17 protein-coding genes are annotated in these 14660 nt (G+C 30.1%); 14 read left to right on the top strand and 3 right to left on the bottom strand.

Translation table 11 applies throughout. The features are described 5' to 3' along the window. Positions 1–18: 18 nt before the first annotated feature. The 12 genes from COL3_RS04910 to COL3_RS04855 all read left to right on the top strand — a co-directional run bounded on the left by COL3_RS04910 (position 19) and on the right by COL3_RS04855 (position 11172). Positions 19–1608: an ammonium transporter gene (locus tag COL3_RS04910; protein ID WP_008425759.1), complete on the top strand. Its 1590-nt coding sequence runs from the start codon at positions 19–21 to the stop codon at positions 1606–1608. Positions 1609–1629: 21 nt separating this feature from the next. Continuing rightward, the gene (locus tag COL3_RS04905; RefSeq protein ID WP_008425761.1) at positions 1630–1968 is read left to right on the top strand and encodes a P-II family nitrogen regulator; all 339 of its coding nucleotides are present in this window, start codon (positions 1630–1632) and stop codon (positions 1966–1968) included. Between the two features lie 281 nt (positions 1969–2249). Further along, complete coding sequence (locus tag COL3_RS04900; RefSeq protein ID WP_008425762.1) at positions 2250–2594, top strand: hypothetical protein; 345 nt, start codon at positions 2250–2252, stop codon at positions 2592–2594. Between the two features lie 243 nt (positions 2595–2837). After that, positions 2838–3074: an SHOCT domain-containing protein gene (locus tag COL3_RS04895; protein ID WP_008425764.1), complete on the top strand. Its 237-nt coding sequence runs from the start codon at positions 2838–2840 to the stop codon at positions 3072–3074. A gap of 78 nt (positions 3075–3152) precedes the next feature. Beyond that, positions 3153–3869, top strand: a complete 717-nt coding sequence (locus COL3_RS04890) for a response regulator transcription factor (RefSeq protein WP_008425767.1) — start codon at positions 3153–3155, stop codon at positions 3867–3869. Then, entirely contained in the window at positions 3866–5269 is a 1404-nt protein-coding gene (locus COL3_RS04885) for a HAMP domain-containing sensor histidine kinase (protein ID WP_008425769.1), read from the top strand. Before COL3_RS04890 ends, COL3_RS04885 begins: the two co-directional genes overlap by 4 nt. A gap of 254 nt (positions 5270–5523) precedes the next feature. Next, the gene (locus COL3_RS04880) at positions 5524–5847 is read left to right on the top strand and encodes a metalloregulator ArsR/SmtB family transcription factor (protein WP_180277920.1); all 324 of its coding nucleotides are present in this window, start codon (positions 5524–5526) and stop codon (positions 5845–5847) included. A 35-nt stretch (positions 5848–5882) separates the two neighbouring features. Beyond that, positions 5883–6269 (top strand): arsenite efflux transporter metallochaperone ArsD, encoded by a 387-nt coding sequence (arsD, locus tag COL3_RS04875; RefSeq protein ID WP_008425772.1) that lies wholly within the window; start codon positions 5883–5885, stop codon positions 6267–6269. Positions 6270–6329: 60 nt separating this feature from the next. Continuing rightward, the gene (arsA, locus tag COL3_RS04870; protein WP_008425775.1) at positions 6330–8075 is read left to right on the top strand and encodes an arsenical pump-driving ATPase; all 1746 of its coding nucleotides are present in this window, start codon (positions 6330–6332) and stop codon (positions 8073–8075) included. Positions 8076–8098: 23 nt separating this feature from the next. Beyond that, a complete protein-coding gene (locus tag COL3_RS04865) occupies positions 8099–8512 on the top strand; it encodes an arsenate reductase ArsC (RefSeq protein WP_035283763.1) in 414 nt (137 codons plus the stop codon). Positions 8513–8537: 25 nt separating this feature from the next. Beyond that, positions 8538–9599 carry an ACR3 family arsenite efflux transporter gene (gene arsB / locus COL3_RS04860; protein ID WP_008425780.1) on the top strand — a complete coding sequence of 354 codons (1062 nt, stop codon included), beginning with the start codon at positions 8538–8540 and terminating at the stop codon, positions 9597–9599. Positions 9600–9966: 367 nt separating this feature from the next. Further along, complete coding sequence (locus COL3_RS04855) at positions 9967–11172, top strand: aspartate aminotransferase family protein (protein ID WP_242982101.1); 1206 nt, start codon at positions 9967–9969, stop codon at positions 11170–11172. Positions 11173–11316: 144 nt separating this feature from the next. Here COL3_RS04855 and COL3_RS04850 read toward each other — a convergent pair whose 3' ends face one another. Genes COL3_RS04850 through COL3_RS04840 form a run of 3 tightly spaced genes read right to left on the bottom strand, consistent with a single transcriptional unit; the run spans position 11317 to position 13350 of the window. Continuing rightward, positions 11317–12171 carry an isocitrate lyase/phosphoenolpyruvate mutase family protein gene (locus COL3_RS04850; protein WP_008425786.1) on the bottom strand — a complete coding sequence of 285 codons (855 nt, stop codon included), beginning with the start codon at positions 12169–12171 and terminating at the stop codon, positions 11317–11319. A 30-nt stretch (positions 12172–12201) separates the two neighbouring features. Then, on the bottom strand, positions 12202–12834 hold the full coding sequence (locus COL3_RS04845) for a class I SAM-dependent methyltransferase (RefSeq protein WP_008425788.1): 633 nt from the start codon (positions 12832–12834) through the stop codon (positions 12202–12204). 36 nt (positions 12835–12870) lie between these two features. Continuing rightward, entirely contained in the window at positions 12871–13350 is a 480-nt protein-coding gene (locus COL3_RS04840; protein ID WP_008425789.1) for a MarR family transcriptional regulator, read from the bottom strand. 284 nt (positions 13351–13634) lie between these two features. Here COL3_RS04840 and COL3_RS04835 point away from each other — a divergent pair, with 284 nt between their 5' ends. Then, positions 13635–13895, top strand: a complete 261-nt coding sequence (locus COL3_RS04835; protein ID WP_008425792.1) for a hypothetical protein — start codon at positions 13635–13637, stop codon at positions 13893–13895. 78 nt (positions 13896–13973) lie between these two features. Beyond that, on the top strand, positions 13974–14480 hold the full coding sequence (locus COL3_RS04830; protein WP_008425794.1) for a hypothetical protein: 507 nt from the start codon (positions 13974–13976) through the stop codon (positions 14478–14480). Positions 14481–14660 lie beyond the last annotated feature (180 nt).

Genomic DNA, 14660 nt, shown 5'->3' with positions numbered 1-14660 from the left:
TTTAAAGGAGGATTATTCATGAAAAGTTCAGCAAAATTGGGCGCAATTATAGTATTCTTAGGTGCTTTAGCTGTAATGTTAGTTTTAGCACTTTCACCAGCAGGAGGTTCTGATCCTACAGGGGCTTCTTATATAGCAACAACAGGCAGTGAAACATTGAATGATGTTGCAACTGTAGCAAATAAAGGTTATTATGGAGCAAACTTTGTATGGGTTATGATAACTGGATTCATGGTTTTCTTTTTTCAATGTGGATTTGCAATGGTAGAGACAGGATTTTGTCGTGGTAAAAATGCAGCTCATACTATGACTATGAACTTTATGGTATTTTTAGTAGGAGCAATTGGATATTTCTTAACAGGATTTGCTCTTCAATTTGGTGGATCTGGTGGAGCAGCAGGGCTTGGATCTGGTGGAGCGGCTGGATTAACTTCAATGCTTTCAATACCCGGTCTTGGTGGAATTCTTGGATATAATGGCTTCATGTTATCAGGTACAGGTATTTATGATCCGGGAATATACGCATTATTCTTCTTCCAAATGGTGTTCATGGACACTACTGTTACAATTCCAACTGGTGCTTTAGCAGAAAGAGTTAAATATTCTGCAGTTGTTATTTTATCATTCTTTATTTCAATGTTTTTATATCCACTTTTCGGAAACTGGGTATGGGGAGGCGGCTGGCTTGCGACTCTTGGTTCAAATTTTGGATTAGGTCATGGTGTTGTTGACTTCGCTGGTTCTGGTGTTGTTCACTCAATGGGTGGAATGATTGCTTTATCAAGTGCGATAATTATTGGGCCTAGAATAGGTAAATTTAAAAAAGATGGAACTGCAAGACCTTTCCCAGGACATGATATTCCAATGGCTATTATTGGTACTATTGTTTTATTCTTCTGTTGGTTCTCGTTTAATGCTGGTTCTACATTAAATGCATCTGATTTTAGATTATCTGTAGTAGCTACAAATACTATGATAGCTGGAGCAATTGGCGGACTTGTTGCAATGTTCTATATGTGGGTTAAGTATGGTAAACCAGATCCATCAATGACAGCTAACGGAGCTCTTGCTGGACTTGTTGCTATTACTGCACCTTGTGCTTTTGTAAATGCACCTTCTGCTTTCTTTATAGGTGGTGTAGCAGGGTTGCTTGTTTGCGTATCAGTTGCGTTTGTAGAAAATAAGTTAAAAATTGATGATCCAGTTGGTGCAATATCAGTTCACTGTGTTAATGGACTTTGGGGAATTCTTTCTCTTGGATTATTGGCTGATGGTTCTTATGGTGATGGTTTAAACGGTGTTGCTGGGGGTGTAAGAGGTTTATTCTTTGGTGATCCTTCTCAATTTGCAGCACAATTTATTGCTATTATAGTTTTATTCGTCTGGGGATGTGGTGTTTCTTATATTTTCTTAAAATTTATTGATAAAGTTTGGGGTATAAGAGTTACACCTGAAGAAGAATTAAATGGTTTAGACATTCCTGAAATGGGTGTCCTTGGGTATCCAGACGTACAATTAGTGAAGAATCCTGAACTTGATTATGATTCACAAGATAATATAGAAGTAAAGCAAACTTTAAGGTTTAAAGGAAACTCAAGTGCAATATAATATAGAAAGGGAGGTCATGGTATGAAAAAATTAGAAATTGTTATTAAGGGTGAAAAGTTAGAAGAATTAAAGAAAATCTTAAGTGATTGCAATGCTAATGGTGTTATGATTTCAAATATTATGGGTTACGGTAATCAAAAAGGATATAAAACAATTTATAGAGGCACAGAATACAATGTGAATCTATTACCTAAAGTTAAAGTTGAAACAGTTGTGGCTCCTGACGTTGCAGAACTAATAATAGATAAGGTTTTGAAAGAAATTAGTACAGGCAATTATGGAGATGGAAAGATATTCATCTATGATGCTGAAGATGTTGTAAGAATACGTACTGGAGAACGTGGAAAAGACGCTCTATAAAATACTGATAAGATAATCAAGGTTATAACCTTAGAGATTAAATTGAAATTTTAGATAATTGTCATGGATATAAGGGAATTGCTTCTCTTTATACCCATGACTTTTTATTTTGTAATAAATATCGTATTATAATAGTTTTAGATTTCTACAATTTATTTTTTTATTCAGTTTTAATAACAAATAAACGTACTCAGCATAATATAGAATTAGGTGATTTGAAGTAATATTTCATCTAGAATAGTATGAATAAAAAATTATATGAATACAAAGGAGAGAAAAAAATGGATAACAAGAATTGTAGAAAAGATTTTAAATGCTGTGAAGAAGATATATTTTTTGAAGAAGAAAAATATTTTGATGAAGAAAAATACTTTGATGAAGATAAATTTGAAAGTATAGAAGAAATGGACAGTTGCTTTGATGAAGATAAAGGCTGCTTCACAGATATGTTAGAAGAAGTCTACAAGGAAGGCTATGAAAAAGGAAAATGCAAAGGATTTGAAAAAGGATGCAAAAAAGGGTATGAGAAGGCAGTTAAAGAATTCTTATGCTTTATGAAAAAAAATAAATGCTGTCTAAAATGTTGTCGATGTCATCGTCATCATCATGATTGCAGCTGCAGATAAAAAGTTATCATATAAAGTTTATTAATATTATTTCTAATGGGGATAGTTTTTGAAATTAATATGATCTAAAGGGTAATGCTTAAAGATAAGCATTTTATAAGCTGTGCACCTAAATTTAATGGTGTACAGTTTTCTAGTTTTTGTAGATATATATTATGATTTCTCCATAATTCCTCCATATTTAATTTGTATAATAGTCTCAAAGAAAAAAACAAAATTTTATTTTAAGAGGAGGAGTAACTTATGTTTTGTAATGGTTTTGGGCCAGTAAATTCTATTGGGTATGGAGGAATGTTTTTAGCAATGGGCTTTAAAATGCTAATATTTATAGTATTTGCGGTACTAGCTGTTAAATTATTTAAAAGTTATACAAATAAATCTAGTGATGCAATGAAAATACTTAATGAAAAATTTGCGAGTGGAGAAATGAGCCAAGAGGAATACTTAAAAAGAAAAGAAATACTTTCACAGAAAAAATAAAAATACTTCTAAATTTCTCTATATACAACAAAGTGTAAAGTAATATAATAATGGTAAGTAATCCTGGAGGTGGTACGCATGAATAGTAAATTTAAAATATTAGTTGTAGATGATGAACAGAATATATTAGATGTAGTAAGAGCTTATTTAGAGAAAGATGGTTTTGAAGTGATTACAGCTATGGATGGTGAAACTGCATTAAATATATATAATAATGAAACCGTTCATTTAATAGTTTTAGATTTAATGCTTCCTAAAATAACTGGTGAAGAAGTATGCAGTAAAATTAGAACTGCCTCCAGCGTACCAATTATTATGCTTACGGCTAAGGTTGAAGAGGATGACAAAATAGAAGGGATATCCATGGGTGCTGATGATTATTTAACAAAACCATTTAGTGTCAGAGAACTTGTAGCAAGGGTCAGAGCTTTACTTAGAAGAGCTTACAGAGATTTCACGCCTATGGCTGATTTTTTAACTTTTAATAATGGAGATTTAGAAGTTAATATTAAAAAAATGGAAGTTAAAAAACGAGGTGAAAATGTAAACTTAACTGCAAATGAATTTAAAATACTAATAGTTTTTATTACAAACCCAGAACAGATATTTTCTAGAGAGAAATTAGTTGAAAAGGCCTTTGGATCAGATTATGAAGGTTTTGATAGAACTATAGATTCTTATGTTAAAAATATTCGTCAAAAGATAGAAAGTAATCCTAAGGAACCAACTTATATAGTAACTGTGTATGGAATGGGATATAAATTTATCCCAAATTCCAATGAGGTAAGACAATGAAAGTACCTTTAGTGAGAAAATTATCAGTAGGTTTCATATTAGCAGTTTTAGTTTCGATTATTTTAGCTAGTGCTATTTCAAACTATACAGTAGAAAATAAATTTAAAGATTACTTAGTTGACGAGCATAAAACAAAAGTAGAAAATGTAGTAAAAATTATACAGGATTTATATAGTGGGCAAAAGGATTTTTCAAAAGTAAATAATGATGAAATTCAAAGATATGCTGAATTACAAGAATTATATATAGAAGTAAAAGACAATAATGATAATACTGTTTATTCTTCTGGTAAGTCCCACTTGCAGCATAAAAACATGATGGGAAATATGATGGGACCAATGATGGGGTCTATGATGCGTAATTTTTCGGGCATCAATATGGGAGAATATACTGAAGATAAATATTCATTAAGTCTTAATGATGAAGATAAAGGTACCATAATAATTGGATATTTTGGAACTTCATATTTATCTTCTGCATCTCTGTCATTTATTAGTACATTAAATCATTCGTTAATGATTTCAGCATTAGCGGCTTTAATTTTTGGAATTATCATAAGTATTATTCTTTCGAAACAAATATCAAAACCGTTATCTAAAATAACTGAAACCGCAAATAAGATCAGACATGGAGATTTAAATGCGAAAGTAGAGATTAAAACGACTACTAAAGAAATAGATGAGTTATCAAATGCTATAAATTATCTTGCAGAAAGCTTAAATAGTCAGGAAATGCTTAGAAAAAGATTAACCTCTGATATGGCTCATGAGTTAAGAACCCCTTTAACTACTTTGAAAACTCATATAGAAGCCTTTATGGATGGCATTTGGGAGCCCACAAGTGAAAGATTTGAAACTTTTTATGAAGAAATTGAGAGAATGACAAAAATGGTTGATAACTTAAGAGATTTAGCAAAGCTCGAACAGACTAATAATAGTCTAAATAAAAGTAAAGTTAATCTTTCAGAGGAATTAGAAAAAATAATTGATACTTATAAACCCCTTTATATAAAAGAAAAATATGAATTAACCAGTGATATAACTCAACAGGTAATGTCGGTAATTGATGTAGATAAATTTAAGCAGATCATGAATAACCTGCTTTCAAATTCTTATAAATATTTAAGGCCTAACGGTAAAGTTTCAGTTGTCCTAAAAAAAGAAAAGCAAAAGATTATAATTAAAGTTATTGATGATGGAATTGGAATACCTGAAAAAGATATACCTCATATATTTGAGCGATTTTACAGAAGTGATATATCACGTGATAGAAATACTGGGGGCTCTGGTATTGGACTTACAATTACTAAGGCCTTTGTTGAAGCTCATGATGGAAAAATCTATTTAGAAAGTAAAATTAATTCTGGAACTACATTTACTATTGAACTGCCAGAAAACTAATCTGTATAAAAAAGTTGATTTAAGGAACCATAAAATGAGATTGCAGTGTGATTTATATTTTAAAATTACACTCCAGTCTTAATTTTTTATAAATTAATTTTGTAACAATAATAAGATTTTTGAATAATTTAACTATATAGATAGATATTTATTTAGTGTTAAAAAATAGTTAAAATATATATTGTATATATTGACAATATATAGATAATGGTTTATGTTGTATATAGATTGTCATCTATATAGGAAAGGTACGAATAAGGATGGAATATGAAGAAAATTCTAAAATTTTTAAAGCGTTATCTGATCCAAGCAGATTAAAAATAATTGACATACTATCCTGTGGTGAAAGGTGTGCATGTGATATTCTGGAGTATTTTGGTTTTACTCAGCCGACACTTTCTCATCATATGAAAGTATTAAGTGAATGTGGTCTTGTTGAGGTAAGGAAAGAAGGGCTCTGGAATTACTATAGTCTAAATATTAATAACTGCAATAAACTCACATTGTTCATGATGAACCTTATAACAGAAACAAAAGATTGCATTTGCAAGGATAAAACAAAATGTACTTGCAAATAAAAGTTTCACTTTAAAATGTAAAGGAGTTAATGAAAATGAAAAAAATGATAATATTTGATCCTGCTATGTGTTGTTCTACAGGGGTTTGCGGCCCATCTGTAGATAAGGAATTATTAAGAGTTGCGACAGTTTTAAATACTTTAAAGAATAAAGGAATAGTTGTTGAAAGACACAATTTAACAAATAACCCTCAAATATTTGTAGATAATAAGGCGATAAACGAGGTTTTAAATTCTAAGGGAGTTGAAGCTTTACCTGTGATAATGGTAGACGGAGTCATAGTTAAAGAAGGAGGCTATCCAACTAATGATGAATTTTGTGAATTATTAGAAATACCAGCAGATACTTTAAAGCTTAATATAAAGAAAGCAAGCATAAAGAAACCAACTAAAAACTGTGGATGTAAAGATGGGTGCTGCTAAGAAGATATATAGATTTGCTAATTTAAATGAATATACGTATACAGAAGGGAGGAGAAAATTATGTTTAAACCATTTAAGATAAATGAAATAAATTTAACAAAGTATCTATTTTTTACTGGAAAAGGTGGAGTTGGAAAAACTTCGACAGCCTGTGCTGTAGCCCTAAATTTAGCAGATGAAGGAAAAAAGATAATGCTTGTAAGCACTGATCCAGCATCAAATCTTCAAGATGTATTTAATACAAAGCTGGATAATAAAGGTGTTACAATAAAAGAAGTTCCAAACTTAACTGTTGCAAACTTCGAACCAGAAGCTGCTGCAGCTGAATATAGGGAAAGTGTAATTAGTCCTTACAGAGGTAAACTCCCACAATCGGTAATAGATAATATGGAGGAGCAATTGTCAGGTTCATGTACTGTTGAAATAGCAGCATTTAATGAATTTTCTTCAATGATAACAAATGAAAAAGTTTTTAATGAATATGATCATATAATCTTTGATACAGCACCAACAGGACATACATTAAGGATGTTACAATTGCCTTCTGCATGGAGTAACTTTATTAATGAAAGTACCCATGGAGCATCATGCTTAGGGCAGCTTGCAGGGCTTGAAGATAAAAAAGAAAACTATAAAAAAGCAGTAGATACTTTGGCAGATAAAGATAAAACAACTCTTGTGCTTGTATCTCGTCCAGAAAATTCACCATTAAAAGAAGCCGAAAGGGCATCTAGTGAACTGCAAGAAATAGGGATAAAAAATCAAATACTTGTTATAAATGGTGTACTTCAAAATCATGATGATAAACTCTCAACTGCTATTTATGAAAAGCAGCAAAAGGCCCTTCAAAATATGCCTACTAAATTTAAGGATATAGAAACTTTTGAAATTCCTTTAAGACCTTACAATATAACAGGACTTGATAATGTAAGAGCTTTACTTAAAGAAGAACATATTAAAATTAGTAATGATTATTTAAACACTACTGATATCCCAAAATTAAAAAACGTTATAGACGACCTTTATAGTAGTAATAAAAAAGTTATTTTTACAATGGGAAAAGGTGGAGTTGGTAAAACTACTATTGCTTCAGCAATAGCGTTAGGATTAGCTAAAAAAGGTAAAAAGGTTCATTTAACAACTACTGACCCAGCAGCTCATTTAAAATTTGTATTAGATGAAAGCTATGGTATTTCTTTAAGTAATATTGATGAAAAAGAAGAGCTTGAAAAATACACACAAGAGGTATTACACAAGGCAAGAGAAAATAATATGAGTGATGAAGATATTGAGTATATTGAAGAAGATTTAAGATCACCTTGTACTCAAGAAATCGCAGTATTCAGAGCTTTTGCTGAAATAGTTGAAAGATCAGAAAATGAAATAGTGGTAATAGATACAGCACCAACAGGTCATACTTTATTACTTTTAGATTCAACAGAAAGCTATAACAAAGAAATCTCAAGATCTGAGGGTGATATACCAGAATCAGTTATAAAGTTATTGCCTAAATTAAGAAATGAAAAGGAAACGGAAGTAGTTATAGTAACCTTAGCTGAAACTACTCCTGTTTATGAAGCTATGAGACTTCAAAAGGATTTAGAAAGAGCACAGATTCATAGTAAATGGTGGATAATAAATTCAAGTCTTTACGCAGCAAACACAACTAATGAAGTTTTAAAAGCTAAGGCAAGCAATGAAATTCAGTGGATTAATAAAGTTGATGAAATTTCAAAGGGGTATTTTGCTCGTATTGAATGGAAAGCAGATGAAGTAAAAGGAAATAATTTAAATAAACTAATTTAGTGAATAAGGGAGAGATGAAAAATATGAAAACAAAAGTAGCATTTATATGTGTACACAATTCATGCAGGTCACAAATGGCAGAAGCGCTAGGAAAACTTTATGGAAGTGATGTATTTGAAAGTTATTCTGCAGGAACAGAAACAAAGCCTCAAATAAATCAAGATGCAGTAAGAATTATTAAGGATTTATACAATATTGATATGAATGAAACACAAAAATCTAAGCTCTTAAGTGATATTCCTAAGGTAGATGTTGTCGTAACAATGGGCTGTAATGTTCAATGTCCATTTTTACCTTCTAAGCATAGAGAAGACTGGGGATTAGATGATCCAAGCGGCAAAAGTGATGAAGAATTTATAAATACAGCAAAGACCATAGAAGAAAAAATAAAAGATTTAGCAAAAAGAATTAAGAATAATGAAATTAATTTAGATTAATAGATTAATATGGGGGGATTTAAAATTGAATAATAAATCATCAAGGTTATCATTCCTAGATCGATATTTAACTCTTTGGATATTTGCAGCAATGGCATTAGGCATAATGCTTGGATGGGGAGTGCCATCATTATCAGCTGGACTTGCAAAATTAGCTATTGGAACAACTTCAATACCAATAGCTGTTGGATTAATAGTTATGATGTATCCGCCACTAGCAAAAGTAAATTATAAAGAGCTTGGGAAGGTATTTAAAAATCCTAGAGTTCTTGGATTATCATTAGTACAAAACTGGGTTATTGGACCTATTTTAATGTTTATTTTGGCATTTTTATTTTTAAAATCAGATTCCGCATTAATGACTGGACTTATTCTTATAGGGCTTGCTAGATGTATAGCTATGGTAATTCTTTGGAACAGTTTAGCAGATGGAGATAGTGAATATGCTGCAGCATTAGTTGCATTTAATTCAATATTTCAAGTAGTGTTTTATTCTGTATTTGCATATCTGTTTATAACAGTATTACCTCCTATATTTGGTCTTGCAGGATATGAAATTCATATTTCTATGGGAGAAGTAGCAACGTCTGTTGCAATTTACCTAGGTATTCCTTTCTTATTAGGGATGCTTACTAGACTTATTTTAGAACCAATTAAGGGGACAGAGTGGTATGTTAAGAAATTCGTTCCTAAGATTAGTCCATTAGCTTTAATAGCTTTATTATTTACAATTGTAGTAATGTTTATGTTCAAAGGCAAGTATATTGTAGATCTGCCTTTAGATGTTATAAAAGTGGCAATACCACTTGTAATATACTTTATAGTTATGTTTTCTGTATCGTTCTACATTAGTTACAAATCAGGTATAAATTATCATCAAACAACTACTTTATCCTTTACAGCTGCAAGTAATAATTTTGAATTAGCTATAGCTGTTGCAGTAGCAGTATTCGGAATTGAATCAAAAGTAGCATTTGCTGCAGTAATAGGACCGTTAATAGAAGTGCCTGTGATGATTGCATTGGTAAATGTAGCTTTGTATTGGGGAAGAAAGTATTTTTCATACTCTAAAAATGAAATATCGTAAAAGTACAATCATAATTAAATAGGATTTATTAATGATTGAAAGCCTTCTTATTGTAAGTATAATTTGAAAAGACATCTATCATACTATTTGATAGATGTCTTTAAAATTGTATGTATAATTATGCAAAACGTATAGTTGTAGCTTATTTTGATTACGTATTCTAAATGATATAAACTACATAAAAAACGAAAATTACATAGCTATTGCATAATTATGCCTTTTGATGCATAATTATATAAATGACAAGTATTTGCTGATGTAATTAAGTGGTGCAATTATAAAAAATTCTTTTTAATGATTAGCTATAATTTTAATTAAATTCGGTAAAACAATTGTTAGTTTAATTAAAGGAAAGGTTCTGATGTTTATGGAGTACAAGTTAAATAGTACAAAAGAATTTCTTGAAGAGGCAAACAAATCAATTTTATTTACTACAAAACGTCCAGATATTGTGATGGATCATGGAGAAGGTGTCTATTTATGGGATACGGAAGGAAAATCCTACCTTGATTTTATGGGGGGATGGGCAGTTACAGCATTGGGACATTGCCCAAAGGTTCTAACAGAAGCGTTGATTAATCAAAGTAAAATATTAATAAATGCTAGTCCTTCATACTATAATAAACCAATGATAGAATTTGCAAAACTTATTACTGATAATTCTTGTTTTGATAGGGTATTTTTTGCTAATAGTGGGTCAGAAGCAAATGAAGGGGCAATAAAGTTGGCAAGAAAATATGGATCAAAATACCTTAATGGTGCGTATGAGATAATAACTGCTGTTAACAGTTTTCATGGCAGAACTCTTGCTACAATGTCTGCAACTGGTAAAAAGATTTGGGAGGATTTATATGAACCAAAGGTACCTGGCTTTAAGCACGTACCATTAAATGATTTAGAAGCTATAAAAACAGATATAACGCCAAACACATGTGCAATTATGCTTGAGCCTATACAAGGTGAAGGTGGAGTTAATGAATTAGACAAGGATTATATAAAAGCATTGAGAGATATATGTAAAGAACGTAAAATTTTATTAATCTTTGATGAAGTACAAACTGGACTTGGCAGAACGGGAAAGCTATTTGCCTATGAGCATTATGGAATTGAACCAGATATAATGACATTAGCAAAAGGAATAGGTGGTGGGTATCCATTATCTGCACTACTCGTTAAAGAAAAATTTAATATATTTGAACCAGGCGATCAAGGTGGAACATATTCAGCGCAACCACTTGGCATGGCAGCTGGACTAGCTGTAGTTGGTGAAATTATAAATAAAAATTTATCGTATAACGCTAACATTCAAGGTGAATATATAATAGAAAAATTAAATGAGATAAAAGATAAATATAAATTGAATAATATACGAGGTAAGGGGTTACTTTTGGCTTTTGACATTCCTGGAAGCAATGGAAGTGAAATTGTTGATGAATGTTTAAAAGAAGGTCTTTTGATAAATTCACCAAGACCATCAATAATTCGTCTAATGCCTCCTCTAATAATAACTAGAGAAGATACAAATAATATGATTAATATACTTTGTAGAGTTTTTGATAAAATGTTAATATGACTATTAAATTAATCGATATAAGGTGCTTATAAATATATTTAAAAGTAATGGTAGTAAAAGGCTTGTATAAAACTTTATATTTTATATTAAGAAAAAAAGGGTGTCAATTTGCGGCACCTTTTTTGCATTGATTAATAATAGTTTCTATTTTGAGTAATTTAAAATATTTTTTAATAAATCTCTATTTGATAGTAAAATGTTATCCTGGATTATTTTATTAAAGGTTCCATTGTCTTTTATTAGTTTTAAATTTTTAAACATATATCCAACTGAATTTAAAATCATTACTGTTGGGAGGCTTACTCTAGCAATTCCTAATTGGATACAGTCATTTATTGTGAATTCATTAATATTATATGGTAGACCTGCTGCTATACTAATTGGACCATGTATTTCTTTAGAAAATAATTTAACTTCTTCTAGGGTTTTTGCATAAGTTACAAAGCAAATATCTGCTCCTGCCTCTAAATATTTGTTAGCTCTTTCTATTGCTAATTTTTGTGCTTCTTTTCTATTTTCCAAAGATAGCAAAGCATCGGTTCTAGCATTAATTATAAAATCTTTTCTTCCTAAATCATTCTTGACGTTAATTGCAGCTTTAATCTTTTCTAACATACTAGATTCATCAATAATTTTTAAATCGTTATTTACAATACTATGATCTTGATCTTCAATATTTATTCCTGATACACCTATTTTTATAAAATCTTCAATTGTTTTTTTAAAATTACATCCATGCCCATATCCATCTTCCCCATCAGCCATAACTGGGATATTTACTGCATCAACAATCTCTTTGGTGATATTTAAATTTGTCTCTAGATCAACATCTTTTTCGCTTTTATATCCTTTTGAGATAGAGTAGCTATAGCCAGAGCATTGAATTGCATCAAATCCAGCATATTCAATTATTTTAGCAGAGATGGGGTCAAATGCATCTGGTATAATAAGTGTTTCGCCAGAAGTTAATAATTGCTTTAAAATTGTATCTTTATTCACTTTTAATCCTCCCTATCTAATGAAATAATTTTAAATATTTTTTTCTCCATAGGCAATGAAAATGCTAATACTAGCTTTCTCACATCCGCTATTAGAGTCAGAACAGCAATTACTTCCTACACAATTTATAGTTACATTCTGTAATCCAGCATCTTTAAACCATTCTATAATCTTCTTTCTATCAAATCCCATCCAAACATCGTATTGCTCAGTTTTTAAAAATTCAAAGTTATGCTGATCTAAATCAGTAATAACAAGCTTTCCTCCAGATTTTAAGATTCTGTACATTTCTTTTATTACTAAACTTGGATTTTCAACATGATGTAAGAACATATTTGCAAATACATAATCTACATAGTCATCTTCAATAGGTATATTTTCACCAACTCCTTGAATGCATTTTAGTTCTTTGTAATAAGAAAACTTCTCCTTTAATAAGTTAAGCATTTCTTCTGATTGATCAACTGCAAGAACTTTTATATTTTTCTGAATTAAACCTTCAGATATATAACCAGTTCCAGCTCCCATATCAGCAGCTATTTTTCCTTTTTCAATATTAGCAGCCTTATAGGCAGCTAGTCTTACATCATCCGAAAAAAAGTCGTTTCTCATATTGTCCCAATTAGATGCAATTTGATCAAAATATTCTTTGCTTTGCTTCATTTTATTAACCTCCAATACTTTTTATTTCTGAAAAAATTATTTATACTTAGTGTTTAAATCTACATCAAAGCTAGTAGAAGTATTTTCATTTTTTGTAATAGCTTCAATAATAATATTTAATCCATTAAAAACAATTGCCTGATCTTCTGAAGTTATTTGATTAAAAATATTTTTATATTTTTCATTCATTTTTTTTTCAATATCATGGAAAAGATTTAAACCTTTTTCTGTTAATTTGATATCTACACTTCGTCTGTCTATTTCTGATGTAGCCCTGTATACAAATTCCTTTTTTACAAGGCTGTCTACAGTTCTGCTCATAGTGCTAATATCAAGTATTAACAGGGTAGATAAATCTTTTAATGAAATATTCTTGGCGCGTCCTATCTCCACTAATGCATGACATTGAGCCAAAGTTACTTCTGAGCAGCAACTATCTTGCTTGTTTAATAACCCAAGTTTTCGTTCTAATACTCTTACTAATTCTCTAAAATTTTTATTGTTAATTTCATTCAAAAATATCACTCCCTAGGAAAATTATAGTATATTTAATTGTAATATGCAACTATTGTATTTAGCAAACAATTATAAATAATATTTATGGTTGTATGAAATACTTTTTAATTCTTTACTTTTTCTTAAGGTTTTTATATATATAAATTTAACAATTTGCCTGTAATATAAATTTAAGAGATGGAAATATTGGAATTTTAATGTATGTTAGCTTATATTTATATCACTGTTAATTAGATATTCATAAAGTATGCCTATAATGCAAAATAGAAAGGGTGTTTTAGTTTATGGAAAAGGTAAATGAAGAATTAGGGATTAGAAATACAGTTACAATTGAAGATAAACAAATACTTCGGAAAGCATTAGATGGAATAAATGGATGGAGTTTTAATCCAGTAGCAGTAGTTAATGATGGCAGAGAAGAATATTATTTTATTTGTAAAGTAAAAACAATGGTGGAAAACTTCCATATGAAAATGGTGAAAGTATATATTAAAATTCAAGAAGAGGGCAATCCTAAATTATTATCTATAGAAGAAATTGTTTGAACTTACAATAACTATAGCTTTGCTTTGTAATGAATTTTATAGTATAATTAAACATTATAAAGAAAAGGAGCTAAAATTATGGGGCGATTTGAGATTGGAAAACCATATGAGGAAGGTATAACAAGATATCCGGAGGGGGTTAAATTTGATATAGGGCAGAATGAGTGTAACCTATTAATATATGCTGAAGATCCTACGGATAAAGAAAGACAAGCTATAGTTGGAGGTGAACTTAAATATGGATATTTTAAAGAAGACAATGTAATTATCCTACTATTTAGATTCGGAAATCATCAATGGATTGATGTACCTTATTCTATACATATGTCGAAAAAACTTGTGGAATTAAATTACATTGAAGGACAAGGCGGGTATATTTTAAATATTCATATTATAAATGCTAGAACAGGTATTTTAGAAGATATTAGATCAGAAGAACTTGATGGAAGATTTTCTAATATGTTTAGGGAAGATATATTAGCTCAAGAAGCTTTAGAATATAATGGATTTAATAGTAAAGTAAATGAATTTATGAGTCAGTTTACTGTAAAAGCACTAGTTAGCATGTCTAGAGTTTTGATTTAAATTATGAAAAATTCTGCGATATTTATCTTAAGATATGAAAGTAGTAGTTAGAATGAACTACTACTTTTTTAATGTCTGGGAAATTATAGAATTTCTGATTGTCGAAATTGAGTGATATCAACGCTTGTGAGATTTTTGAGTGGTGAAAAATGAACAATGAATGATGAATGATTAAGGAAG

The sequence above is a fragment of the Clostridium sp. LS genome, from assembly GCF_002760435.1.
Lineage (GTDB): Bacteria > Bacillota > Clostridia > Clostridiales > Clostridiaceae > Clostridium.
The sequence above is the reverse complement of the archived record's forward strand: the minus strand, read 5'-3'. Positions and strand labels throughout refer to the sequence as shown.

Coding starts and splice junctions, on each gene's coding strand:
- COL3_RS04895 (WP_008425764.1), top strand. CDS start 2,838: ATGTTTTGTAATGGTTTTGGGCCAGTAAATTCTATTGGGTATGGAGGA.
- COL3_RS04900 (WP_008425762.1), top strand. CDS start 2,250: ATGGATAACAAGAATTGTAGAAAAGATTTTAAATGCTGTGAAGAAGAT.
- COL3_RS04905 (WP_008425761.1), top strand. CDS start 1,630: ATGAAAAAATTAGAAATTGTTATTAAGGGTGAAAAGTTAGAAGAATTA.
- COL3_RS04865 (WP_035283763.1), top strand. CDS start 8,099: ATGAAAACAAAAGTAGCATTTATATGTGTACACAATTCATGCAGGTCA.
- COL3_RS04855 (WP_242982101.1), top strand. CDS start 9,967: ATGGAGTACAAGTTAAATAGTACAAAAGAATTTCTTGAAGAGGCAAAC.
- COL3_RS04835 (WP_008425792.1), top strand. CDS start 13,635: ATGGAAAAGGTAAATGAAGAATTAGGGATTAGAAATACAGTTACAATT.
- COL3_RS04830 (WP_008425794.1), top strand. CDS start 13,974: ATGGGGCGATTTGAGATTGGAAAACCATATGAGGAAGGTATAACAAGA.
- COL3_RS04845 (WP_008425788.1), bottom strand. CDS start 12,834: ATGAAGCAAAGCAAAGAATATTTTGATCAAATTGCATCTAATTGGGAC.
- COL3_RS04890 (WP_008425767.1), top strand. CDS start 3,153: ATGAATAGTAAATTTAAAATATTAGTTGTAGATGATGAACAGAATATA.
- arsD (WP_008425772.1), top strand. CDS start 5,883: ATGAAAAAAATGATAATATTTGATCCTGCTATGTGTTGTTCTACAGGG.
- arsA (WP_008425775.1), top strand. CDS start 6,330: ATGTTTAAACCATTTAAGATAAATGAAATAAATTTAACAAAGTATCTA.
- COL3_RS04885 (WP_008425769.1), top strand. CDS start 3,866: ATGAAAGTACCTTTAGTGAGAAAATTATCAGTAGGTTTCATATTAGCA.
- COL3_RS04910 (WP_008425759.1), top strand. CDS start 19: ATGAAAAGTTCAGCAAAATTGGGCGCAATTATAGTATTCTTAGGTGCT.